The 24229-nt window shown below is 68.3% G+C and carries 18 protein-coding genes; 10 read left to right on the forward strand and 8 right to left on the reverse strand.

Features of this window, described 5'->3' with window-relative positions; translation table 11 throughout:
• Positions 1–4 precede the first annotated feature (4 nt).
• Both IM660_RS17760 and IM660_RS17765 read left to right on the forward strand, forming a co-directional pair.
• Complete coding sequence (locus IM660_RS17760; RefSeq protein WP_193497093.1) at positions 5–1195, forward strand: fumarylacetoacetate hydrolase family protein; 1191 nt, start codon at positions 5–7, stop codon at positions 1193–1195.
• The gene (locus tag IM660_RS17765) at positions 1192–2706 is read left to right on the forward strand and encodes an aldehyde dehydrogenase (NADP(+)) (protein WP_193497094.1); all 1515 of its coding nucleotides are present in this window, start codon (positions 1192–1194) and stop codon (positions 2704–2706) included. Before IM660_RS17760 ends, IM660_RS17765 begins: the two co-directional genes overlap by 4 nt.
• Before the next feature lie 24 nt (positions 2707–2730).
• Here the strand turns inward: IM660_RS17765 and IM660_RS17770 are convergent, their stop codons facing one another.
• From IM660_RS17770 to IM660_RS17800, 7 genes are all read right to left on the reverse strand, one after another.
• Positions 2731–4026 carry an alpha-L-fucosidase gene (locus IM660_RS17770; RefSeq protein ID WP_193497095.1) on the reverse strand — a complete coding sequence of 432 codons (1296 nt, stop codon included), beginning with the start codon at positions 4024–4026 and terminating at the stop codon, positions 2731–2733.
• Positions 4026–5018 (reverse strand): ABC transporter permease, encoded by a 993-nt coding sequence (locus IM660_RS17775; protein ID WP_193497096.1) that lies wholly within the window; start codon positions 5016–5018, stop codon positions 4026–4028. Before IM660_RS17775 ends, IM660_RS17770 begins: the two co-directional genes overlap by 1 nt.
• Before the next feature lie 17 nt (positions 5019–5035).
• On the reverse strand, positions 5036–5935 hold the full coding sequence (locus IM660_RS17780) for a carbohydrate ABC transporter permease (RefSeq protein WP_210769016.1): 900 nt from the start codon (positions 5933–5935) through the stop codon (positions 5036–5038).
• A gap of 8 nt (positions 5936–5943) precedes the next feature.
• Complete coding sequence (locus tag IM660_RS17785) at positions 5944–7710, reverse strand: extracellular solute-binding protein (RefSeq protein WP_193497097.1); 1767 nt, start codon at positions 7708–7710, stop codon at positions 5944–5946.
• A 24-nt stretch (positions 7711–7734) separates the two neighbouring features.
• Positions 7735–9063, reverse strand: a complete 1329-nt coding sequence (locus tag IM660_RS17790) for a glycoside hydrolase family 28 protein (RefSeq protein ID WP_193497098.1) — start codon at positions 9061–9063, stop codon at positions 7735–7737.
• A 107-nt stretch (positions 9064–9170) separates the two neighbouring features.
• A complete protein-coding gene (locus IM660_RS19970) occupies positions 9171–10952 on the reverse strand; it encodes an acyltransferase (RefSeq protein WP_193497099.1) in 1782 nt (593 codons plus the stop codon).
• Complete coding sequence (locus tag IM660_RS17800; RefSeq protein ID WP_193497100.1) at positions 10949–13684, reverse strand: hypothetical protein; 2736 nt, start codon at positions 13682–13684, stop codon at positions 10949–10951. Before IM660_RS17800 ends, IM660_RS19970 begins: the two co-directional genes overlap by 4 nt.
• A gap of 125 nt (positions 13685–13809) precedes the next feature.
• Between IM660_RS17800 and IM660_RS17805 the strand changes: the two genes are divergently transcribed.
• Genes IM660_RS17805 through IM660_RS17830 form a run of 6 tightly spaced genes read left to right on the forward strand, consistent with a single transcriptional unit; the run spans position 13810 to position 20599 of the window.
• On the forward strand, positions 13810–14517 hold the full coding sequence (locus IM660_RS17805) for a GntR family transcriptional regulator (protein WP_193497101.1): 708 nt from the start codon (positions 13810–13812) through the stop codon (positions 14515–14517).
• Entirely contained in the window at positions 14514–15671 is a 1158-nt protein-coding gene (locus tag IM660_RS17810; protein WP_193497102.1) for a mandelate racemase/muconate lactonizing enzyme family protein, read from the forward strand. The genes IM660_RS17805 and IM660_RS17810 overlap by 4 nt, the downstream gene beginning before the upstream one ends.
• The gene (locus tag IM660_RS17815) at positions 15668–16474 is read left to right on the forward strand and encodes an SDR family NAD(P)-dependent oxidoreductase (protein ID WP_193497103.1); all 807 of its coding nucleotides are present in this window, start codon (positions 15668–15670) and stop codon (positions 16472–16474) included. Before IM660_RS17810 ends, IM660_RS17815 begins: the two co-directional genes overlap by 4 nt.
• Positions 16471–17373: a dihydrodipicolinate synthase family protein gene (locus tag IM660_RS17820; RefSeq protein WP_193497104.1), complete on the forward strand. Its 903-nt coding sequence runs from the start codon at positions 16471–16473 to the stop codon at positions 17371–17373. The genes IM660_RS17815 and IM660_RS17820 overlap by 4 nt, the downstream gene beginning before the upstream one ends.
• Before the next feature lie 22 nt (positions 17374–17395).
• Positions 17396–18400, forward strand: coding sequence for a hydroxyacid dehydrogenase (locus IM660_RS17825; RefSeq protein WP_193497105.1), 1005 nt, complete (start codon positions 17396–17398; stop codon positions 18398–18400).
• A gap of 45 nt (positions 18401–18445) precedes the next feature.
• On the forward strand, positions 18446–20599 hold the full coding sequence (locus IM660_RS17830) for a right-handed parallel beta-helix repeat-containing protein (RefSeq protein WP_193497106.1): 2154 nt from the start codon (positions 18446–18448) through the stop codon (positions 20597–20599).
• 87 nt (positions 20600–20686) lie between these two features.
• Here the strand turns inward: IM660_RS17830 and pgi are convergent, their stop codons facing one another.
• On the reverse strand, positions 20687–22369 hold the full coding sequence (pgi, locus tag IM660_RS17835; protein ID WP_281389262.1) for a glucose-6-phosphate isomerase: 1683 nt from the start codon (positions 22367–22369) through the stop codon (positions 20687–20689).
• A 162-nt stretch (positions 22370–22531) separates the two neighbouring features.
• Between pgi and IM660_RS17840 the strand changes: the two genes are divergently transcribed.
• The gene (locus tag IM660_RS17840) at positions 22532–22804 is read left to right on the forward strand and encodes a hypothetical protein (RefSeq protein ID WP_193497108.1); all 273 of its coding nucleotides are present in this window, start codon (positions 22532–22534) and stop codon (positions 22802–22804) included.
• On the forward strand, positions 22801–24225 hold the full coding sequence (locus tag IM660_RS17845) for an acyltransferase domain-containing protein (protein ID WP_193497109.1): 1425 nt from the start codon (positions 22801–22803) through the stop codon (positions 24223–24225). The genes IM660_RS17840 and IM660_RS17845 overlap by 4 nt, the downstream gene beginning before the upstream one ends.
• Positions 24226–24229: the final 4 nt, after the last annotated feature.

The raw sequence follows: 24229 nt of genomic DNA on the forward strand, positions 1-24229 counted from the left end.
GCCCATGACATGGTTCCCCCCGGTCACCGACATCCTGCCACAGGACGACGCCGACGCGGTGCTGGTCGGGCGCGCCTGGGTGCCGCGTGCCCCAGGGCCGGCGGTCGTAGCTGTCCGAGAGGGCGAGCTGCAGGACCTCTCCGCCACCTTCCCCACGATGCGTGACCTCACCGAGCAGCCGGACCCGGCCGCGGCCGCCGCCGGGGCGAGCGGCCCTTCCCTCGGCTCGCTCGAAACTGTCTGGGCCAACACCGATACCGGCCGCCGGGACGAGAGGCTGCCCTGGCTGCTCTCGCCGATCGACCTGCAGGTCATCAAGGCCGCCGGCGTGACGTTCCCGGTCTCGATGATTGAACGGATCATCGAGGAGCGCGCACGGGGCGAGGCCGCAACCGCCGAGAACATCCGTGGCACCATCCTGGAGGCGATCGGCGGTGACATCGCTGACCTCGTGCCCGGCTCGGAGGCCGCCGCGCGACTGAAGGAGGTGCTGCTCGAGGCCGGGATGTGGAGCCAGTACCTCGAGGTCGGTATCGGGCCGGATGCCGAGATCTTCACCAAAGCACCCGTGCTCGCCTCGGTCGGGCCGGGCGCGGACGTGGGCGTGCTCGCCGAGTCGGAGTGGAACAACCCCGAGCCCGAAGTGGTGCTGGTGGTCTCCTCCGCCGGCGCGATCGTCGGCGCCACCCTCGGCAACGACGTGAACCTGCGTGACATCGAGGGCCGCTCCGCCCTGCTGCTGGGACGGGCGAAGGACAACAATGCCTCCGCCTCGCTCGGCCCGTTCCTGAGGCTGTTCGACTCCACGTTCACCCTCGACCACGTGCGACGGGAGACCGTCTCGCTCACTGTCACCGGTGAAGACGGCTTCCGGCTCGAGGCGACATCGGAGATGGCGCGCATCAGTCGCGACCCCGCCGACCTCGTCCACCAGGCGACCGGGAATCATCACGCCTATCCGGACGGCTTCGTGCTGTACCTGGGCACCATGTTCGCCCCGACCGCCGATCGCGATGTGGCCGGTCACGGCTTCACCCACCACCCTGGTGACGTGGTCCGGATCGCCTCCCCAGGTCTGGGCGCGCTGAGTAATCGCGTCCAGCACAGCGAGTGCCTGCCCCCGTGGGAGTTCGGGATCGGTGACCTGATCTCCAACCTCGCTCAGCGAAACCTGATCGGAAGGATGACGCAATGACCACCCTGTCGACGACCGACCCGCGTACCGGCACCACCACACCCACGCTCGTCGAGCAGACCAGCCCTGAGCGGCTGGTCGAGATCACCACCCTGGCTCGTGATGCCTTCCGCGACCTGAGCAACCGCAGCCGCGCCTGGCGAGCCGGGCTGCTGCTGGCCCTGGCGAACGGTGTCGAGCAGGACCGGGAAGCGCTCGTGAGCACGGCGATGAGCGAGACGGGCCTGCCCGAACCGCGGCTGAACGGCGAGCTCTCCCGCTCCGTCTACCAGCTGCGCCTGTTCGCCGACGTCGTCACCGACGGCGGGTACCTCGAGGCGATCATCGACCACGCCGGTGAGACCCCGCTCGGCCCCGGCCCCGACGTGCGCCGCATGCTCGTGCCCCTCGGTCCGGTCGCCGTCTTCGGGGCGAGCAACTTCCCCTTCGCCTTCTCCGTGCTGGGCGGTGACACGGCCTCGGCGATCGCAGGAGGCAGCTCCGTGGTCATCAAGGCACACAGCTCGCACCTGCTGACCTCCCAGCGCTCCTACGAGAGCCTCGCGGCGGCCGCGGCCGCCTACGGCGCTCCCGAGGGCACCGTCGGGATCGTCTACGGGCAGCAGGCGGGGGCGGACCTGGTCCGTGACCCCCGCATCAGCGCTGTCGGCTTTACCGGGTCGCTGTCCACCGGGAAGATCCTGCAGTCCCTGATCGACGAGCGCCCCACGCCCATCCCCTTCTACGGAGAGCTCTCCAGTCTCAACCCGCTCGTGATCACCACCGGCGCTCTCGCAGAACGCGGCGAGGAGATCGCCGACGGCTTGTACACCTCGTTCACCGGGTCCGCCGGGCAGTTGTGCACCAAACCGGGGATCGCGCTGGTCCCGGAGGGGGAGGCCGGTGATGCGCTCGTCGCCGGTCTGGTTGCACGCGGCGAGGCCGCCGGGCCGCAGACGCTGCTGAACTCCCGCATCCACGACAGCTTCGGCGAGATCCGCACCCGGCTCATCGATGAGGGTCGCGCACGCAGCCTGCTGGCACCCCGAGCCGGTGAGCAGGGCTTCTCGCTCACCCCGGCCGTGCTCGAGATCGACGCCGACGACGTCACCCCCGCCGTCGCCGAGGAGGCCTTCGGCCCCCTGCTCGTGGTGGTCCGCTATCGCGACCTGACGCAGGTCCGTTCGACCTTGACGGCTGTCCCCGACTCCCTGACGGCGACGATCCACTCGGGGGCCGGCGAGGAGAGCGAGCGGCAGGCCTTGACCGAGGCCGTGCGGGACGTCGTCGGGCGGATCGTCTACGACGGCTACCCCACCGGCGTGCGGGTGTGCTGGGCGATGCACCACGGCGGCCCCTGGCCGGCGACGAACACCACGCACACCTCGGTGGGCGCCACCGCCATCCGTCGCTTCCTCCGGCCTCTCGCCTGGCAGGACGCACCACAGGAGGTGCTGCCGCCCGAACTGCGCGAGGGCCGGGTGGGCATTCCCCGACGCGTTGACGGTGTGCTGCAGTCCGCCGAGGGCTGAGGCGAACCGAGGCCGGGCTGGGGGTCAGTCCTCGGTGAGGAAGAGCTCCACGACCGGGACCGCGACCTCGGGCCGGACGGCAGGCAACTGCAACGTGACCGTGCCTGCAGGCTGCTCACCGGGGGTGATGTGGTCAAGCTGATGGTTGGCGTCGGTGCGCCCGCCGCCGGCCACCCTCACCTGCAGCTGAGAACCGTCGTGCAGGAACCGCGCATACCGCACCGAGCCGGGCAGATCCCGCAGGTGCACGTGCTTGAGCGGCCAGTGCAGCAGGTGCACGTAGATCCGGTCAGCGCGCGCGGTGAACGCGGTCCCGGGCGCCGGGGTGGCCGCCACCGGCCCGGCCCCGACGATCGCCTGGCGGTGCAGGCGCATCCACTCGGCGAGGACCCCGAGCGAGGCCGCATCGCTGCCGGTGATCGCACCCCGTCCGTCTGGGCCGATGTTGAGTAGGAAGTTCCCGTTCTTGGACACGATGTCGATCAACGTGCGGATCAGCAGGTCCGGGCTCTTGAGGTTACGGTTCTCCCGGTCATACCCCCACGCCCCGTTCATGGTGTGGCAGGCCTCCCAGGTCTGCCAGGCGCCGTCGTCGGTCATCATCGGGGCGTCCGGCAGGTACTGCTCCGGGGTGACCAAATCGCCCGGGATGCCCAGCCGGTCGTTGACCACCGCTCCCGGTTGGAGCTCGCGCGTCATCGCGAGTAGACCGGCCGCGTCCCAGTCCTTCGGCCCCTTGCCGACCCAGCCGTCCTGCTCCCACGGGTAGGTGAAGTCGTAGAAGACGTAGTCGATCTGCCCGTACCCGGTCAGCAGCTCACGCACCTGCCCGTGCAGGAACCGGCGGTAGCTGTCCATATCGCGACCGGAGTTCAGCTCGGCGGCATCCGGGCGGTCCCGGAGCGGGTGCTGGAAGTCGATCGTGAAGTCCGGGTGATGCCAGTCGATGAGCGAGTAGTAGAGGCCGACCCGCAGCCCCACTCGGCGGCACGCCTCGACAGTCTCGGCGACGAGGTCGCGCCCACAGAAGGCGGCCGAGCTGTAGTCGCTGAGCGCGGTGTGGTACAACGCGAAGCCCTCGTGGTGCTTGGCGGTCAGCACCACATAGCCCATCCCTGCGTCCTTCGCCGCCCGCGCCAGAGCATCGGCGTCGAACAGGTCGGGATCGAAGTACCTCGCGAGCCGCTCGTACTCCGCCGGGTCGATCCGCTCGTTGGTCATCACCCATTCGTGCCGGGCCAGGGCAGAATAGACCCCGAAGTGGACGAACATCCCGAACCGGTCGTGGGTGAACCACGCCGGTACCGACGTGCCCGCCATCAGAACAGGCTGGTTTTCGCCACGCGCCGCGCCAGCCAGTTGGCCATCACGAGCATGATGACGGCGATCACGGACTTGAACAGGCCGATGGCGGCGGCGTAGGAGTACTGAGGGATCGAGGAGGCGAACGCGACGTTGTAGGAGTAGGTGTCGATCACCTCGGAGACGTTGAGGTTCAGCGGCGTCTGCATCAGCAACACCTTCTCGAAGCCGACGGAGAGCATCGAGCCCATGTTCAGGATCAGCAACGTCACCATCACCGGCAGAATGCCGGGGATGTCGATGTGCCAGATGCGACGCACGATCGAGGCGCCGTCCACCTTGGCCGCCTCATGCAGCTGCGGATCGATGCCGGCCAAAGCCGCGAGATAGATGATCGCCGAGTAGCCCAGCGTCTGCCAGGCACCGGACCAGACGTAGGTGTGCCGGAAGAACTCCGAGCTGAGGAAGTCGGTCGGCTGGCCGCCCAGCCCGACGATCACCTGGTTCACGATGCCGCCGCTCGGGGAGAACAGCATGATGATGATGCCCACCACCACCACCGTGGAGATGAAGTAGGGCGCATAGGTGATCATCTGAACGGTCCGCTTGAACTTCATGTTGCGCACCACGTTGAGCAGTAGCGCGAGGATGATCGGCAGCGGGAAAAGTGCGATCAGCTCGTAGAAGTTCAGCACCAGGGAGTTCCTGATCACAGTCCCGAACTGGAAGGAACTGACGAACTGCTCGATGTACTTCAGCCCAGCCCAGGGGCTGCCGTTGATGCCCAGGGCCACACTGAAGTCCTTGAATGCCATCTGCAGGCCGTACAGCGGGGCCCACATGAACAGGATCCCGTAGACAAACGGTGGCAGCAGGAGCACGTAGAGGCGCCATGATCGCTTCAGGCGCAGTCCGAGGGGGTGTTGATGCTTCCTCGCCGGCCTCCGGCTGACCGGCTCCGGAGCCCGGCCCCGCGACGCGGGCGGTGCGGTGGTCGTCGGTGACGTCATCGTTCAGGCTCCCTGGCTCACTTCAGCGATCCGATCAGCGCACCCTTGGTGAAGTGCTTCTGGACGAACGGGTAGGCGATCATGGGCGGAATCATCGCGACCACGATCAGGGCGTATTTGAGCTTGTCGAACAGTTCCTTGCGGCGGATCAGCTCGGAGACATCGCCGCCGATCATGGAGGGGTCCACCTGGCTCTGGGTAAGGATGTCGCGCAGCACCAACTGCAGCGGGAACAGCGTGTCGTCCGAGAGGTACAGCAGCGCGTTGAACCAGCTGTTCCACTGCGTGATCGCGTAGAACAGCACGTTCACGGCGATAATCGGCTTGCTCAGAGGGATGGCCATCCGGAAGAAGAACCGGAAGTCCGTGGCTCCGTCAACCTGCGCCGCCTCAAGCATCTCTTTGGGGATGTTCAGGCGGTAGAACGTCATCGTGATGATCATGTTGAAGACGTTCAGCACACCCGGCAGCACCACCGCCCAGATCGAATCCATCAGCCCCAGGGCATTCACGATCATGTAGGTCGGGATGATCCCGGCGCTGAACAGAAACGGGATGAGGAAGAAGAACATCAGGATCCGCCTGAACGGCAGATCGTCGCGCGAGAGCACATAGCCGGCCAGCAACGTCAGGAATGTCCCGATGGCCGATCCCAGCACCGTGTACAGCACCGAGTTCAGGAAGCCCCTGACCAGCCGGGGGGAGCCGAGGACCTCGGCGTACGCGTCAACGTTGACCCCGACCGGCCAGAACCAGACCTCTCCGCGCGTGAGCGCGTCGGCACTGGAGACCGACGCGCTCACGACGAAGATGAGCGGGTAGAGCACGGACAGGGTGAAGACCGCCAACAAGATGTAGGTGGTCACCATGAAGGTGGCGTCACCCCCGGAATACCTCATCCGGCGCGTACGGGCCATCGACTCTCTCACCCCTGACGTGCGTCGAAGGCTTGCTGGTGCAGATCGATGTACTCCGGCAGCCCCATCGCGCCGAACGCGGACACGTACTCCTCCCACGCGGCGTCGTCGTTGATGTCGAGCTCACCGATGGCGAAGCTGGCCATGTGCTGGCGCACGTGGCTCTCGATCGAGGTCGCGATATCCGCGCGACGTGAGGCCTGCGTCTCGTCGAAGATCAACGAGGGCAGGAAGAACTCCCGCGGCTGCTGATACGGCTCGTACTCGGTGGTGGCGTTGTAGAGGAAGACCTCCAGGTCCGGATTGTCCGGGTCGGACAGCTGACCGAGGCGGAAGTCGTTGGAGTTGTAGGCCAGGGCCAGACCGCCCAGGCTGGTCCCGGCCGGGGGTGGCCAGGTCACACGGTCCCAGATGGCCTGCTCCCCGTTGATCCCGACGTCGCCTTCTTCGGCGTAGTTCCAGTTCTCCGTGTTCCCGGCCGCAGCGCGGAGAGTTCCCTCAAGCGTGAACATGTAGTCGAGCCACTGCACCAGCACTTCGGGGTTCTCGCAGTTGCGGGTGATCACGAACGGCCGGCTGCGGTCGGTCTCCCAGTTCCAGTTCGCGTAGCGCACACCGTTCGGGCCCTCGAGCGGCGGTACCGAGACGTAGTCACGCCAGAGGGCGTCCGGCTCGTCGGCGATGTCGGCGAAGAAGCCCCAGTAGTAGCTGCGGACGAACCCGAGGCGGCCCTGGTTGCCGGCCTGGAGCAGCTCGTCGGAGGTCATCGTGAAGGCGGAGCGGTCGAGCGTGCCGTCGTCGCTGAGGGTGCGCAGGTAGCGCAGACCTTCGCGCCACTCATCCTTGTCTGCGACGAACTCGACGTTGCCTTCGTTCAGGCGCAGCCACCCGCCGCCAGTGCCCTCGGAGCCTGGGTTGTATAGGAACGAGTTCATGATGAAGTTGTCGATGAAGTCGTTCGGGCCACCGCCGGAGAAGGGGATCATCTGACCGGTACCGGACGGATCCTGTTCCTTGAACAGCTTGAGCACCTCGCGCAGGTCCTCCGTGGTCTGCGGCATCTCAGCACCGACCGCCTCGAGGTACCGCTTGTTGATAAACGCGCGTGAGGGGCTCACCCGGCAGTGGTAGCAGTCGTTCGGAACAGCCATCTGATACTTGTGACCGTCCGTTGCGGTGAGCGCGGCTCCCCACTCGGGGTAGTCCTCCATCACCTGACGCAGCGCTGGCGCATAGGTCTCGATGAGATCCTCCAGCGGCTGGAACAGACCCTGGCTGCCGTAGAGGGAGACCTGATCGTTGGTGAAGGGGATCATCAGGTAGGCGTCCGGCATGTCGCCGGCCGTCATCTGTGCATTCACCCGGGTCAGGTCGGCGTCCTCGTTCAGCACGACGTCGTAGTTCACCGGGACGCCGGTCTGCTCCTCCATCCACTGGGTGAACTCGTTGGTGTTCCAGTCCCCGACGTCGTTGGGATTGAGCTTGGTGCCGATCGTGAAGGTGGCGTCACCGGTGTAGAACGGTTCGCGCACATAGGAGCGAGGTCCGACATAACCCTCCGGGTAGAGGATCCCCTCGGTGATCTCCTCTCCCAGCTGAACCTGCTCGACACCGTCGACGCCGCTCGCCTCGATCTCGCTCGGAGCCTCGGCTTCCGGTTCTCCGCCGCAGGCAGCGAGAACGCCAGTCGTGGCGAGAGCACCAGCGCCCGCTGCGCCGTAGCGAAGCAGCGAGCGACGGTCGAGGTCGCGCTCCAGGGGGTTGAACGTGGTCATGCTCTTACCTCTCTTCGTTGAGACTTACGCGGAGTGAGTGTTCGTCAGCATCAGGCCGACGACGTTCTCGATCGAGTCGGGCTCGGCCATCGACTCGAACGTGCTGTCACAGATGTGGACGTCAGCGATGGGGCTGTGGGCGTACCCGGCCAGGTGCAGGGCACGCCTCGCCCGGCCGACCCGGACGTTGCTGATGCGAACGTGGCGCACAGTCGGGGTCCGCGGGCCTTCCAGGCCCTCCCCCCGGAGGAAGTTGCAGCTGAGGAACTCGCGCCGCAACTCGGTCACCGCCACGTTGTCGACGTAGACATTCTCGACATATCCGCCACGTGCAGCGTTGGTCTTGATGTAGAGGCCGTACCAGAGGTTCGGTCCACCGATCGTGCAGTTGCGCACGTACACGTCGCGAACGCCGGACGTGAGCTCGCTACCGATGGTGAATGCGCCGTACTTCATCGTCATCGCGCAGTCCTCGATCACCACATTCCGGCACGGCTCATCGACCCGTTCGGCGTCGTCTTCCCGGCCCGCCTTGATCGCCACCGCGTCGTCGCCGACGTCAAACCGGCAGTTCCGGATCACGACGTCGGTGCAGGACTCGGGGTCGACACCGTCGTTGTTGGGGCCATGACTGTCGATCTGCACGTCCTCGACGAGCACACCAGTGCACAGCACCGGGTGGATCTCCCACATGGGAGAGCCGACGATCCGCACCCCCTGCACCCAGACCTGCTCGCAGCGGTAGAACTCGATGAAGTTCGGCCGCAGATTGCTCGCCGGGGCCATGATCCGCTGCTTCGGCGGCACCCCCTGTCGAACCTGCTCCACCAGGTGTTCCCAGTCGTCCCCCTGAGCGGGGATCCCCGGGCGCCATCCGAACTCTTCCATCCCGCACCAGGGCCACCAGTGCTCGGTGTCAGCACCACCGTCGAGGATGCCGGCGCCGGTGACAGCAACGTTCTCGGCATCGTGGGCGTTGATGAGCGGGGCGTACCCCATCATCTCCACCCCCTGCCACCGGGTGAGGACGGGCGGAAGGTAGCGTTCGGGCTCGGGGATGAAACGCACCGTCGCCCCCGCGGCGACATGCAGATCGATGTTGCTGAAGAGCCGGATCGGCCCGGTCAGGTAGGTCCCCGCGCCGAGAACCACCCGGCCACCCCCGGCCCGGCGGACGGCGTCAATGGCACCGGCGATGGCAGCGGAGCAGTCCGTCGCGCCGTCGGCGACTGCCCCATGGTCCTCGACCAGCACCTCGCGGTCGGGGAAGGCAGGCGCCTGGACCCGGCGCACGATGGCGTCGGCCCGGTGCCAGCCGGGGCCGTCGTCCTGCCATTCATCGAGCTGCATCATTGCCTTTCGCTTCTCACGTCCTCGTGCGATGAGACTCTTGGAAGGTACTATGTATGACCCTTATGGTCAAGATCCTACCTATGACGTATGCCGTCACTTGATTCGATTCACTGTGACGTCAAGGAGCCCGCAGGCTCGGGGCGATGAACGCCGGCCGGCCGGTAGCTCAGCGATCGACTCACGCCGAGCAGGTCGGCGAGGTACCAGACGATGGCCAACCACATCTCGGTCCCGCGCAGGCCGGGGGTCTCGGCCAGTGGGTCCCGCCCTGTCCCGGAGTCGGCGGCGAACGCGAACCCCTCACCGGGGCGCCAGTGGCTCAGGGCGTCAGCGAGCAGGCGCGCGGCCACCTGCCGGATCTCCTGCTGGCGGTAGTCACTCATGCGACCCGCAAGCCAGAGCGGATGCGCCACATCCAGCACGTTGCAGGCGTTCTGGCGATCAGCCGCGAAGTAACGGGCATCCTGAGCGTGCGCAAGCACCGTGTCCACGACGCGCTCGGGGTGCGGCAGGGGCAGCCCGAACTGGGCGAACGACCCTCGCGCCGTGCGATAGAAGCCATTCACGGTCTCCAGCCGGCCCGAGCGCGGGTCGTCGGCGCCCCACATCCCCGTCCTCGGGTCCACGTGGGTGTGCAACCAGCCGAACAGCCCGGCCGCGGTGGCGGCACTGTGTGGTGTGCCGGCGCGGGTATTCCACAGCACCGCCGTCCCGAGCATGTCGGCGACGTTGCTGCTGCGCCACGGACTCCCGCGCCAGGGGAGTGAATCCAGCAGCGCGATCACTCCATCGGCACCGAGCTCGTCCACTGCGTGGATCGGGTGAGGCAGGCTGGACCCGAGCACCTCGAGCGCATACCCCACGCATAGCACGTGATAATGCGCATCGTCGACGCTCAGATCGGTCACTCTCGGCCCGGGGTGCCCGGAGGCATCGAGCTCGGCGATCATGCCGGAGGCCGGGTCCTGCAGCCCGCGTAGCCACGCGACGTGCTCTTCGCGGCTCAGCTGTGACGGGACGTCGCCGGTCAGGTAGGCCGCCACCTCGATCGCGTCGCAATGGGCGCGTACCGACGGCGCGTGCCCCGGCGCATCGACGTACCGGCCGGTGGCCGCGTCCCAGGATCTCGCGAGCACTTCCTCCGCCTGCTCGCGCACCATCTGGTCGAACGCGCGCAGCTGCTCAGCCAGCGCGGGATCACCCGACGGCACAGGTCCACCGGAGGACACAGGTCCACCGGAGGGCACAGGTCCACTGGAGGGCACAGAGGCGGCCGTGGGCGGAGCGAGCTCGGGCACCCGCCACTTGCGCACCGTCGCCGGGTTCCCGGCGACGATCGCCCCGGCCGGCACGTCCTTGGTCACGATCGACCCAGCTCCGACGACGGCGCGGTCACCGATCGTGATCCCGTCCAGGACCATCACGTGCGAACCGATCCAGACGTCGTCGCCGATGGTGATGCCCCGCTGGGAGGTCGGCTGCTTGAAGACGGGCAGGTCCGGGTCGGTGATCGTGTGGTTGAAGGCCAGCATCGACGTGTGGGCGCCGATCCGCACCGAGTGGCCGAGCCGGATGTTGCCCCGGATCACGCAGAACGGGTTGATCGTGCAGTTCGGGCCCGTCAGCAGCGTGCCCGTCAAGTAGGCGTGGCCGGAGATGTAGGAGCTGCGCCCGAGCGTCAGCGTCTCTACCTGGATGGCGGCCAGCGGTGAGATGAAGCAGCGCTCACCGATCGAGGAGTCCGGCCGCACGCGCAGGAACTGCTCTTGCTGGGCGAGCTGCTCGGCCTTCTGCTCTTCACTGGCCTCAACCCAGAAGAACCAGGAGGAGTAGTCGTAGTGGTCGCGGTCGAAGGGGTTCGTCTCGATACCGGTCCTGGTCTCGCTCATGCCATGCTCCTGATCGGGTTCTCGTACAGCCAGTCGAAGGAATCCTCGCGCTCGGTGCCTGAGACGCTGCGACCGGTGAACTCCTGGTCGGCGGCGACAGCGCCGAGGATCACGTACGCGCCGCCGCCGGGGGCGAAGGTGTGCCGGCCCGCTTCGTAGCGGAAGGCGTGCACGTCCACTGCCGGGTTCCAGGAGACGGTCACCGCTGAGGTCAGCACCGGGGTGAGTCCGCCCCGCTCGTCGGCGTGCGTGTTCGTCTCCAGATCCGGCACCTGCAGCCAGGTGGGGCTGGAGTCCTTGAAGTAGCCGACCAACAGGTGCCCGTCCTGCGCCAACGAGAACTCCACGCTCGCCTCGCCGCCGAGCACCGCGGACTTGGCGAACCGGACCCCGCGCAGGCCGGTCAGCTCCTCGGCGAGGGCGACCACCGGCTCGTCCACGTCGTCGAACAGCGCCTTCCCCTCCGCCACCTCGAAGACCTCGCCGCCGGCGTGAACCGTCAGGTCGATCCCGCGGAATCTGCCCGGTAATGCCGGGCGCTCCGCGACGGCCGGCGGGAGGTCGCCACGGGCGAGGATCTCGGCGTTGGCCCGCAGGTTGGCCAGCTCGGCCTCATACTCAGGCAGGCATTGCTGCCAGTGCCCGTACACCTTGCCGTTCGGGAACGGGATCTTGCGCTGCGGCGTCTGCATGCTGTTCGCGTACCAGTAGGTGCCGGCCGTCAGGTCGGCCAGGCGGCGGTACACCTCCACGCTCGCCTCGACCAGGGAGACCGCCTCCCGCAGCCGGCCGGCGATGGCGAGAGGGTCACCCTCGAAAGTGGCCCGGGCGCGCAGGATCTCGACGGCGGCCCGCACCCTCAGGTCGTAGAAGTCGGCGATCAGAGCGATGGCTTGCGCGTCCCTGGCGAGCCGCTCGTACTCCGCTCCCCCGGTGCGCACCGCTGCACGCCCTGCGCCCACGGCGGCCTGCGCCCGCGAGGCGAAGCGCACCGCGTCCTCGACGACGTCCAGCGGGGTCTCCCCGATGTGCGTGCCCCCGGCCACCTCAGTCGCGACGAACTCCTCCAGCCGCTCCCCTGCCGGAGCGTGGGAGAGCCAGAGGTCGTCGTAGGCGCGGTGCCGGGCCGGGTTGGTGAGCTGGCTGAGCGTCATCCCGAGGCTGAGGGTCTGGCGGTTGCCCTCGGTGATCCCCAGCCGCCGCACCAGTCGCGGCGCGACCTGACCCATCGCCTCGAGCGTCTCGAGTGCTGCTGCTCCTGCCTGCTCGGAACCGAATTGCTCGGCGAGCCGGCCGGTCCAGTAGCGACGCTCGTCGTCGGCATCCCGATCGCACTTCCAGGCGTAGCGGTGCCAGGCCTCGAACCAGATCCAGTCCCGGTCGAGCTGACGCAGTCTCGGCTCCGCCCTATCCGGTGAGAGCGGCCACTCCCAGTAGAAGAGCGGGTACAGGTGCAGCCCGTTGCTGTCGAGGCGGTGGCGGATGGCGCGGACGCTGCGCTGGATGAAGGTGACGGCGCCGTACCGGAACGGTTCGAGGTCGGCCAGGATGTGGATGTTGACCACGTGGACCCCACCGAGCGAGGCGAGGTAGCGGTGGGTGCGCTGCCACTTCCCGCGCGGATTCCACGTGGTGAGGGACTCGCCGTTGTACTTGGCCTCGGTATGCAGGGCCGGATACCGGCCGGCGGACGCCTCGATCACCGGCTTGGGGTCCAGGGAGTGCGCGCGGAGCAGAATCGGTGGTGGCGCCTGGGCGCCGGCGGCCACCACACCGTCCTCGACGGCGGGCAGGATGGTCTCGGTGAACCACTCGGTGCCGTAGAGGTCGCCCTGCAGCACCTCACCGAGGCAGACGTAGAGCCCGACCTGCGGGAAGTCGCGCACGAAGTCGGTCAGGACCGCCCTGGTGTACCGCGAGGTGAGCTCGGTCGGTCGGGGCTGATGCAAGGGGATGTCGTGATGACGCGCGAACGGCAGCGGGATGTGGATGTTGTAGAACATCAAGAACAGCTGGATTCCGCGGCGCCCGGCCTCGGCCACCATCCACGCGAGGGTCTCCCGGTTGAGCGCGAGCTCGTCCGGGGTCACCTCGAGCGCTTCCGGGAACTGCGCCGTCTGCACGAACGAAGCGAACGGATGCCCGCTCCACAGGTAGATGACGTTGGCGCGCTGGCTGAGCAGCGTCTCGAACATCTCCAACCAGAGGTCGCGGTCGTAGAACCAGCCGAAGCGGTCGGGGGTGATCGGGTACTCATACACCTGCCGCGGCGGTTCCACCTCGGTGAGCTGGAGCCCGATCGCCGGCCCGCGTAGCGCCAGGTCGGGGGTCTGGCCGGTCTCGACATCCCAGGGGATCCCGCCCTCGGCGGCGATCAGCCGAGCCAGCTCCTGGCAGCCGTAGAGCACGCCGACGTCGTCGCCGCCGGTCACCACGAGGATCCGACCCGGCAGCATGCTCAGATAGAAGCCGTTCGGGCCCGGCGCCCCAGTGTTGTAGAGCAACCACTCCTGCTCTTCCAGCGCGGTGATCGCGGGCACCGTGCGATGACCGACAACGACGCACACCTCCCCGTCCTGCGGACGCCGGATCGCGTTGCCGAGCGGTTCGTTCCGGTAGTCGATCCCCGTGTCGGCCAGGGCACGGCCGAGCATCTCGATCCCGTGCTGTGCGGCGGGACCGAGATCGGCGGCCGGGCTGATCACGACGGCGTGCTGCGCTGAGCCGGACACAAAGAACTCCCGTAGTTCTGCTCGGTGGTCTCGCCCGGTCGCAGGCGAGATGGCGAAGATAGCATCGTGCGATACCAGATACAATGTCTTGCGATCGGAGGGCGGAGGCTGGTAGAGATGACACCATGACCCCACCACCGGAGGTGGCGGATCCGGCCCCTCGACCGGCACTCGCCCTCGAACAGCCCATCTCCCGCGGCGATCGCGTCCGCGACGTGATCCAGGCAGCGATCCTCGACGCACGACTCCCGCAGGGCACGCCGCTCGTCGAGCGAGAGCTCTCTGCCATGCTCGGCGTCTCCAAGACGCCCATTCGCGAAGCGCTCAAGCAGCTCCAGTCCAGTGGCCTCGTCGTATCCACCGCGTATCAGGGCATGCGAGTCCGGGTGCTCGATGCCGCGATCGTGCGTGAGGTGACCGACGCCCGGCTGGCGGTCGAGCCGCAGGCCCTCCGCCTGGCCATCGCCGCTCGGGGCGCGACCACTTTCGATGAGGCACGTGAACTCCTTGCCCGGACCGAAGCACTGGTCAGCGCCGATGACACCGCCGAGCTCAGCGTGTCCAACAGAGCCTTCCACCGGTGCCTCTATGCGGCCTGCGGCAACGATCTGCTCACTGACTTCCTCGACAAGCTGCAGGCGCTGAGCAGCTTCATCGCCACGGCCGGCTGGCACCTGCAGGCGACCTACGACGAGGAACTCGCCGAGCACACCCGACTGCTGGCGGCGTTCGAACGGGCCGACGTCGACACGGCCACCACCTTGCTGCGAAGCCACATCAGCACGGCGGCCGAAGGCACTCTCCGTGCGCTCGAGAGCGGGTCCGGCTCATGAGCGTGATCACCGCGGTGCGGCTGACCCCGGTCAATGTCGCCCGCTCGACCGGCTTCGTCTGCGGGCACGTCATCGTCGAACTCGAGACCGACGACGGGCTCCTCGGCATCGGCGAGATGTCCGACCTGCAGCACCTGCCCCGGTTCCACCCTGACGTGGATGACCTGACCTCGACGTTGCAGGCGATGCTCATCGGCGCTGACATCTGGAATGCGAACCGGCTGACGGGGCTACTCGCCGAGGCCTTTCCTCCTGCCGGAACCCTCTACGACAAGGGCGCCGTGATCCGCTGTGGCGTCGACATCGCACTCTGGGATCTACGCGGCAAGGCCACCGGGCGCAGCGTGACCTCCCTGCTCGGCGGGGCGGTGCGCGAGGCACTCCCGGTCGCCTATCCGATCTTCCGCCAGCGCAGCGAGGCCGACGTCGCCGCCAACCTCGACGTGGTCGCTGATCGGCTGGCAGCCGGGTTCTCGATGTTCCGGATCTACGTCGGCGGCGACCTGGACCTCGACGAGCAGTTCCTGCGCCTGCTGCGCGAGCAGTTCACCGACCGGATCCAGATCAAGTCCCTCGACTTCTCCAACCTGCTGGACGCCCCAGCCGCCATCCGCTTCATCGAACGCACCCGCGATGTCGATTACGCCCTGGTGGAGGCCCCCGCGCACGAAGGTGACATCGACGGCCTGGCCGAGGTACGCCGTCGGACCTTGATCCCCGTCAGCGAGCATGTCTATGACTCCCGTTCGGCCCTCCGGCTCGCCTCTGAGCGCGCCGTGGACGTGTTCAACGTGGGGCTGTTCGCCCTTGGGGGCATCACCCCCGCCCAGCAGGTCATCGCCATCGCCGAGGCCGCCCGCCTCGACTGCCTCATCGGCACCACCCAGGAGCTCTCGATCGGGACCGCAGCCGCCGCACACCTGGGACTGGCGACCGTGGGCGCGCGGGTCGCTGCCGACCCGGTCGGACCACTGCTCTACGACGGCGATGTCGTGACCGACCCGGTGACCTATCGCGAGGGCCGACTGACGGCGCCGACCGGACCCGGGCTGGGGATGACCATCGACGCTGATCGTCTGCGGCAGGCATCCGGCCCGTTGCGCTGGGATGCCGGTTCCGGTTCGGTGATCGATCGGGTGGGGGCGAAACCATGAGCGCGGGGCGGTTCGCCGGCGCGCGGGTGCTGATCACCGGCGGGTCGCGCAACATCGGGCGAGCGATCACCGAACGGTTCGCCGCGGAAGGCGCGCACGTCGCGATCAACACCGTGGTCGAGGGTGAGGCCGAGGAACTCGCCGGTCTGCTGCGCACCGGGAGTCGCCGGGCGATCGCCGTGCCGGCGGACGTCTCCGACCCGGCGGCTGTGGAGGACATGCTGGCCCGGGTCGAGTCCGAACTCGGCGGTATCGACGTGCTGATCAACAACGCCGCCGTGCCGATGCTCGGGCGCGTACCGTTCTTCGACCTCACGCTGGCCGAGTGGGACAGGCAGTTCGCAGTGGGGGCGCGGGGAACCTATCTATGCACCCGGGGTGCGGCCGAGCGAATGAGCGACGGCGGCAGCATCATCAACATCTCCTCCATCGGGGCCACCAAGGCGCACCGGGAGGCGGTCGCCTACGACGCGACCAAGGGCGCGATTGAGGCGTTCACACGCGCTGCCGCGCTGGAACTGGCGCCCCACCGGATCCGCGTCAACGCCATCGCACCGGGTGCGATCTCGAACGCGCGGTACCAGGGCGAAGATCCTGCCGTCCAGCAGGCTGAGGTCACCCCCATCCCACTCGGGCGCGCAGGCACCGGCGGTGAGGTGGCCGGTCTCGCCGCCTACCTCGCCTCGCCGGAGGCGGCCTACATCACCGGGCAGGTCATCACCATCGACGGCGGCCTCAGCGTCCAGGCCAGGCAGGCCACGGCCGAGATCGCGCTCGTCTCTGAGCGGGAAGGTTCTGCATGAGGATCGAGCTCGACGGCGTCACCGCCGTGCTCGTCACCGGGTACCGCGACGGGACCACACAGGTGAACCAGGACGCGGTGTCCGCCCTGGCCGCCCATGTCAGCAACGGCGGGGTTCCGGTATTGACCGCACTGGGCAACACCGCCGAGGTCCATCAGCTTCAAGGCCCCGAACGGAGTGCAGTGCTGCAGGCCGTGGCCTCAGCCGGGCACTCCGGCACGCTGCTCGCTGGGGTCGCGGGCCCGATGGCCGGGATGCTCGAGGAGATCGAGCTCGCACATGCCCTCGGTTACCACGCGGCGATGGTGCACGAACCCGCCGACCCGTTCGGTGACGGAACCGGTCTCGTCCGCTTCTACACCGAACTCGCGCACATGTCTGCGCTGCCGCTGGTGCTGTACCTGCGCACCACGCGCCTGTCGGTCGCGCAGCTGCGCGACCTCGCCGACCACCAGCGCGTGGCCGGCATCAAGTACGCGCGCCCCGATCTGCACACCCTCGGATCGCTGCTGCGGGAAGGATCCGGGTCCCGATGCACGTGGATCAACGGTCTGGCCGAATGGAACAGCCCCGCATTTGCCGCGATCGGCGTCACCTCATTCACCTCCGGCATTGCCAACGCCCGCCCGGAGATCGCGATGGCCGTGCACCGTGGCCTCAGCACCGGTGACCTGACCGCGGTGCACCGCCTGATCGAGGAGTACGTCGGCCCGGTGGAGGCGCTACGGGCCGAAGGCTCTGGCCGCTACAACGTCTCGGTCATCAAGGCGCTGCTGCGCTGGGAGGGCCTGGAGCTGGGCGGGGTGCGAGCGCCGCACTGCGAGCTCGACGAGGCGGCGCTGGCACGGCTGGCCACGGTCTCGGCGCACCCATCGGCGATAGCGTCGGCCACGACCTGAGCATCCTGACCGAGGGAGAGACATGACAGCACCGCGCCCAGTGGCCGGCTACCTACTCGATCCGAACGCCCTGGAGGCCGTCTTCGGAAGCGCCGAACGAGCACGGGTGGACGCGCTGCTCACCATCAGTGACGACGTGCACGCCACCAAGGAGTCCCTCCTCGCCTCCCCTCGGTTGGCGCAGATGGAGGTGCTCATCGCCGGCTGGGGTACGCCCCGCCTGACGCCGGAGCTGCTCGAGAAGATGCCATCGCTGCGACTGGTGCTCTACTCCGCCGGATCGATCCGCCCTCTGGTCACGGAGGAGTTCTGGGAACGCGACATCGACCTGGTCTCAGCTGCCGACGCCAACAACGACCCGGTGGCGGAGTACGTGGTGGCGAACACGGTCCTGGCGCTCAAAGGCGAGCACCGCGCGATGACGCACCTGCGCGCCACACAGACGTTCCTGCCCGATCACACCGGCCTGGGGATCGACGAACGGCGGATCGGTTTGGTCGGCTTCGGCTCGATCGCGCGCAAGGTCGCCGAGCGGCTGCGCCGCTTCGGCCACCACATCGGCGTGTGGGACCCGTACCTGGACGAACGGGACGCCGTCGGCGTTCACCGGCACGAGACATTGACGGAACTGTTCGCAGGCAGCGACGTGGTGAGCATCCACGCGCCCTGGATCGCCGGGGAGAACGACCGGCTGGTGGGCGAGGAGGCCCTCGCTGCGCTGCCCCATGGCGCGACGTTGATCAACACCGCCCGCGGCGCACTGGTGGACGAGGACGCACTGGTGGACCTGCTGCGCCGGCGGCGCGACCTGTACGCCATCCTCGATGTGACCTGGCCGGAGCCGCCCCCGAGCGGCAGCCCCTTGTACGGGTTGGACAACGTCAAACTCACGGGGCACATCGCCGGCAGCATCGGCACCGAACGCCGGGCGCTGGGCAGGCTCGTGGTCGGCGAGCTGGAGCGCTGGATCGACGGCCGACCGCTCGAGCATCAGGTCACCGTGGGTGCCGCGCGACTACGCGCCTGACCGCGACCAACCCCCTCCATCCCCGACGCGCACCCGAGGAGTCCCATGTCCACCGACCGCATCGAGGTGTTCGTGCACCCGAACGGCTCACGCTACGCCGACGGCTCCCAGGGCTATCCGGTGGGCTCACTCCTGACGGCGATGGCCCTGATCCGCTCCCGGCGCACCCCGGGGCAGCGCGCCGTGGCGTGGGTCGCCGGTGGCCGCTACAGCCAGCACGAGACGCTGGCGCTGGGGCCGGCGGATTCCTTCACCTCCTTCGTCGCCCTCGATCCGCAGGACCCGCCGGTGTTCGACGGATCCGCAGCGATCACCGGCTGGCGGCCCGTCACCGTCAACGGTCACGAGGTGCTCGCGGCCCCGGCACCGGCGCACGGTGGCCGTGCGTTGTACGTGGAGGGAGAACGCCGCTCCCGCCCGCGCCTGCCCCGCACCGGGCGGCTACGCATGGACAGCGCCGGCAACCTCGACCCCGCGGCTCACGGCGTGGGCACCATGTTCGACGGGGGCGACACGTTCACCTTCTCCGAAGGTGACATCCCGCAGTTATCCGAGCCGGAGCGGGTGGAGGTGGTCGTCCCGCACTACTGGGTACAGGAGCGCCTGCCGATCGGCAGCATCGACCACCAGACGCGGACCGTCGTCAGCCCGTACCGCAGCCTGTTCGCACTGCGCGACGACAGTGCGAAGACTTTCGCGACCTATTACCTCGACAACGTCGTGGAGGCGCTCGGCGAGGCGGGCGGTGAGTGGTACCTGGACGCCTCTGGCGCCGTCAGCGGTCTCGGCTCGGCCCACGTGCTCTACGCCCCGCTTCCGGGGGAGGATCCGGGGTCCCTGCGGGCCCACCTGCCCGTGATCGACGTCTTTGTCCGGATCGAGGGTAGCGCCGAGAATCCGGTGCGAGAGGTGCGCTTCGAGCACATCGAGTTCGCCTACGCGGACTTCCGGACTGCACCCGCAGCGGTCCCGCCGTTCGGCGTCCGGGAGGACCCGCTCCTGCCCGCGGGCCAGTACGGCAGCGACATCCAAGCCGCCAGCCAGATCCCGGCCGCGATCCAGCTGCGGTACGCCCATGCCTGCGCGATCATCGGCGGCGGAGTCTCCCACGTCGGCGGCTACGGCGTTGAGCTCGGCGAAGGCACCCGGGGCGCCCTGCTCTCCGGGATGGAGCTGACCGATCTTGGCGCCGGTGGCATCCGCGCCGGTGGTAGCGCTGAGGCAGCCTCGCCGGGATTCGTCAGTCACAATGAGATCAGTGACTGCACGATCCGTTCCGGAGGCCGGGTCTACCCGGGCTGCGTGGGCATCCTCGTCCAGCACGGCGCTCACCATGTCATCGCGCACAACGAGGTCGCGGACATGCTCTACACCGCGATCTCGGTCGGCTGGGTCTGGGACTATCACGCCAGCGCTTCGGTCGCGAACATCATCGAGGGCAACCACCTGCACCACCTCGGGCAGGGCGAGCTCAACGACATGGGCGGCATCTACCTGCTCGGCATCGCCCCCGGCACCGTCATCCGTCGCAACCACATCCACGACGTGAAGTGCCGCAACTATGGCGGGTGGGGTATCTATCTCGACGAGGCGTCCTCGCACGTGGTCGTCGAGCAGAACACGGTGCACGACACCTCCAGCCAGTGCATGCACCTGCACTACGGACGGGAGAACATCGTCCGGGACAACCTCTTCGCGTTCGGTGGCGAGGGGCAGATCGCGGTCACCCGACCGGAGGAGCAGATCGGGCTCACGGTGATGAACAACGTGATCCTCGGGCGGGACCGACCGGCCTTCGGTGGGCACCACGAACGCCCGGACGACGTGCGCGCGTTCAACGTCCGTAGCGATCTCAACCTGATCTGGGACTACGCGCCCACGCACGGGGCGGTGCTCGCGGCGAACGGCCGGGTCGAGGGATCTGGCCACGAGCGGGACTGGTCGCTGGTGCATCCGGCGGACGAGGAGTGGCTCGCCGCCGGCCACGACACCCACTCGGTGGTCACCGATCCGCTCGTGCGGGACCCGGAGGCGCGGGACTTCACACCGCTGCCAGGGTCCCCGGTACTCGAGGTCGCCAAGAACGTCACCCCGATCTCCGACGGCGGCCCTCGCCCCGCCGAGGAACGTCGCCACCCGCTGGGTCAGCCAACATTGCCCGACCCGACCCCGCCCACGCGCGCACGGTCCGTCTTCTAGCACCTGACGCACTTGTGGTGTGGATCCGGTGCACGCGGCGCACCGGATCCACACCACAAGCGGGTCACGATCGGGAGTAGCGGAAACTCAGCCGCGCAGCTCGAGGTACCTCTCGATCAGCGCCTTCGTCGATGCGTCCTGGCTCGCCAGCGCCTCGACTTCCCCGGCCACGGCGGGAGCGAGCTCGGTCGCGAGCTGCTTGCCCAGCTCCACGCCCCACTGGTCGAAGGAGTCGATCCCCCAGATCACGCCCTGCACGAAGGTGATGTGCTCGTACAGGGCGATCAGCTGGCCGAGCACGGACGGGGTCAGCGCCGGGGCGAGGATCGACGTCGTCGGGCGGTTCCCCTCAAATACCCGGGCCGGGACGATAGCCTCGGGCGTCCCCTCGGCCCGCACCTCCTCGGCTGATTTGCCGAACGCGAGCGCCTTGGTCTGGGCGAAGTAGTTGGCGAGGAACAGACCATGAACATCGGTCTCCCCGTCCTTCAACGGGTGCGCCGGCGAAGCGACCGCGATGAAGTCGGCCGGGATCAGGCGGGTGCCCTGGTGGATCAGCTGGTAGAAGGCGTGCTGGCCGTTGGTGCCGGGCTCACCCCAGAAGATCTCCCCGGTGTCGGTGGTCACGGGCGTGCCGTCCCAGCGCACGCTCTTGCCGTTGGACTCCATGGTGAGCTGCTGCAGGTAGGCAGCGAAGCGGTGCAGGTGCTGGGAGTAGGGAAGCACGGCGTGGCTCTCCGCGCCCAGGAAGTTGACGTACCAGACGTTCAGCAGGCCCATCAGGACCGGCACATTCTCGACCAGCGGCGTGGTGCGGAAGTGCTCGTCCACCGCATGGAATCCGGCAAGGAACTCGGCGAAGCGCTCCGGACCGATCGCGATCGCCAGGGAGGTGCCGATGGCCGAGTCCACCGAGTAGCGCCCGCCCACCCAGTCCCAGAAGCCGAAGGCGTTCTCCGGGTCGATACCGAACGCGGCCACCTTGTCCAGGGCGGTGGAGACGGCCACGAAGTGCGCGGACACCGCGGCGGTGCGCGCGTCGTCGACATCCTCGATCGCGCCGGCCGCGATCAGTCCCTTCCAGAGCCACTCCCGGGCCAGGCGGGCATTGGTGAGGGTCTCCAGGGTGCCGAAGGTCTTGGAGGCAACGATGAACAGCGTCGTCTCCGGGTCCAGGCCCTGGGTGGTCTCGGCCACGTCGGTGGGGTCGATGTTGGAGACGAAGCGCACTTCGAGGCCGTCCGCCACGTACGGCTGCAGCGCTTCATACGCCATCACCGGCCCGAGGTCGGATCCACCGATTCCGATGTTCACCACCGTGCGCACCGGCTTGCCGGTCACCCCGGTCCACTCCCCACTGCGCACCTTCGCGGCGAAGTCGTACACCTTGGCCAGCACGGCGTGCACGTCGGCGTCGACGTCCTGACCATCGACCACCAGCGGCGGCTGCAGACCGGCGGGCCGGCGCAGCGCCGTGTGCAGCACGGCCCGGTCCTCCGTGACGTTGATGTGGTCACCGCGGAACATCGCCTCGATCCGGTCTGGCAGATGCACATCCTCGGCCAGCCGCAGCAGCAGGTCCCGGGTCTCGTCCGTGATCAGGTTCTTCGACAGATCCACGTGGAGGTCGGCCGCCTGGTAGGTGAACCGCTCCGCCCTCCCGGGATCCTCGGCGAACCACCCTCGCAGATTCGGTTCGAGCACACGGCAGTGGGCCATGAGATCGGCCCAGCTGGTGGTGCGAGTGACGTCGATAGGCGCGTGGGTCACAGTTCTCTCCTGAGGCGGCGCTGGCGGTGATCCCTCACACGGTAGACCGACCGGGCGCGGCACGACCACCATATCGGGCGATATCTCGCCGCAGCCCACCACGAGAGCGCCCCGCCCGCTCCAGGGTCCGGTGCCGCCCGGGCGATCGGTACCCTGGAGAGCATGGACAGCCTGACGTTCCGGACCCGGGTGATGGAGATCCAGGCCGAGCTCTCCGACATGGATCCCACCGATCCGGGCACCGTCGAGCGGGCCACTGAGCTCGCAGACGAGCTGGACGTGCTCGCCGCGGAGCAACGCGAGCGGGCCAACCAGCTTGCCGCCCGGGCATTCGAGCAGCAGGTGGCCGCAACCGGCGTCGACACTCCGTTGGAGAAGGTGGGCGAGGCCGTGGACCACGTCACCGGCACCGACGGCACCGACGACCCGCGATGATCCTGACCGCCGACCTCATCCGCACCCGCCTCGCCGCCCCGGATCTCCCCGAGACCCTCACCCTGCTCGGTTTCACACCCGAGGACGCCGCCGCCACCCTCGAACTCCGTGAGCGCGCTCTCGACGACGCCGCGATCGAGCAGATCCGGGTTGACGCCCACGAGCTCTCCCGCCGCCTCGGCGATGTCACACGCGAGATCCCCGGCGAGATCTGGCCACGGATCGAGTCCAGCAGCGACGTCGGCGAGCGCGCCGCCGTGGGCCATCGCGCGATCCTCACTTTCCTGGCCACTCTGCCCGAGATCCGTTCCTTCCACCGCAGCCGGGGCATTCCCGAGGCGATCTCCTGGCGGTCACTGGCAGATCTCGGCCAGCAGGTGGCCGTGCACCGGCTCGCCTTCGGCGAGTTCGGGCTGCACACCCAGAACTGGCTGATCAACGCCTGGGCGGGCGGGCTGTACTGGCTCGGCCGGTTGCAGTTCACCGTCGAGCGTGCCGGCGACGAGCTCCTCGCTTCCGCGCACATCCCACGCACCGGCCCTCTGGATCCCGCGGCGGTCGATGCGTCCTTCGCACGTGTCGGGCCGTTCTTCGCCCGCCACTTCCCCGAACTCCCGATCGCCGGTCTGCACTGCAACAGCTGGTTGCTGGACCCGCAGCTGGCACAGGTCCTGCCCGAGCGGTCGAACATCGTGGCGTTCGGGCGCCGTTGGCGCCTCACCGGGGAGTCCAGCCCCGGGACGGCGGACGTGCTGTTCTTCGTGTTCGCTCGCCGCGGGCAGGTGGATCTGGACGCCCTTCCGCTCACCTCGAGCCTGCAGCGCGGCGTGGTCGAGCACCTCCAGTCCGGAGGCACCTGGCACACGTGTGCGGGCAGGCTTGCGCTGCCTCCCGACGGCGGCCCCTCCTCCTGCGCTGACGCCGACACAGCTGGGGGGAGACAAGGCGATCTCACCACGGCCGGCGCCGAGGTGCCGGAATCGCTGGTGCGGGAGTTCCATCGCGTCTACGACGTGCCGGTCGGGTCGGCTCCGTCGCTCGACTCCAGCCGCGTACCGATGCGGATGGCGCTGATCGCCGAGGAGTTCGCTGAACTCGTCGGTGCCGTCTACGGCCGGGAGGCCGAAGCGGTCATGGAGGCCGCGTTCCTGCAGGCGGTGAGGGCCGCAGACGACGCACGGGACGCCGTCGGGGCGGCCGATGCGATCGGTGACCTGGTGTACGTGCTGTACGGGATGGCATTGGAATGCGGGATCCCGCTCACGGAGGTGCTGGCAGAGATCCAGGCGTCGAACCTGTCCAAGCTGGGCATGGACGGTCGCCCGATCCTGCGCGAGGACGGCAAGGTGCTCAAGGGCCCCGGCTATCGTGCGCCGGATATCGCCGCGGTGCTGGAGCGCGCGCGAGACGGGCGAGCCTGACGGG

The sequence above is a fragment of the Ruania alkalisoli genome (assembly GCF_014960965.1).
GTDB lineage: Bacteria > Actinomycetota > Actinomycetes > Actinomycetales > Beutenbergiaceae > Ruania > Ruania alkalisoli.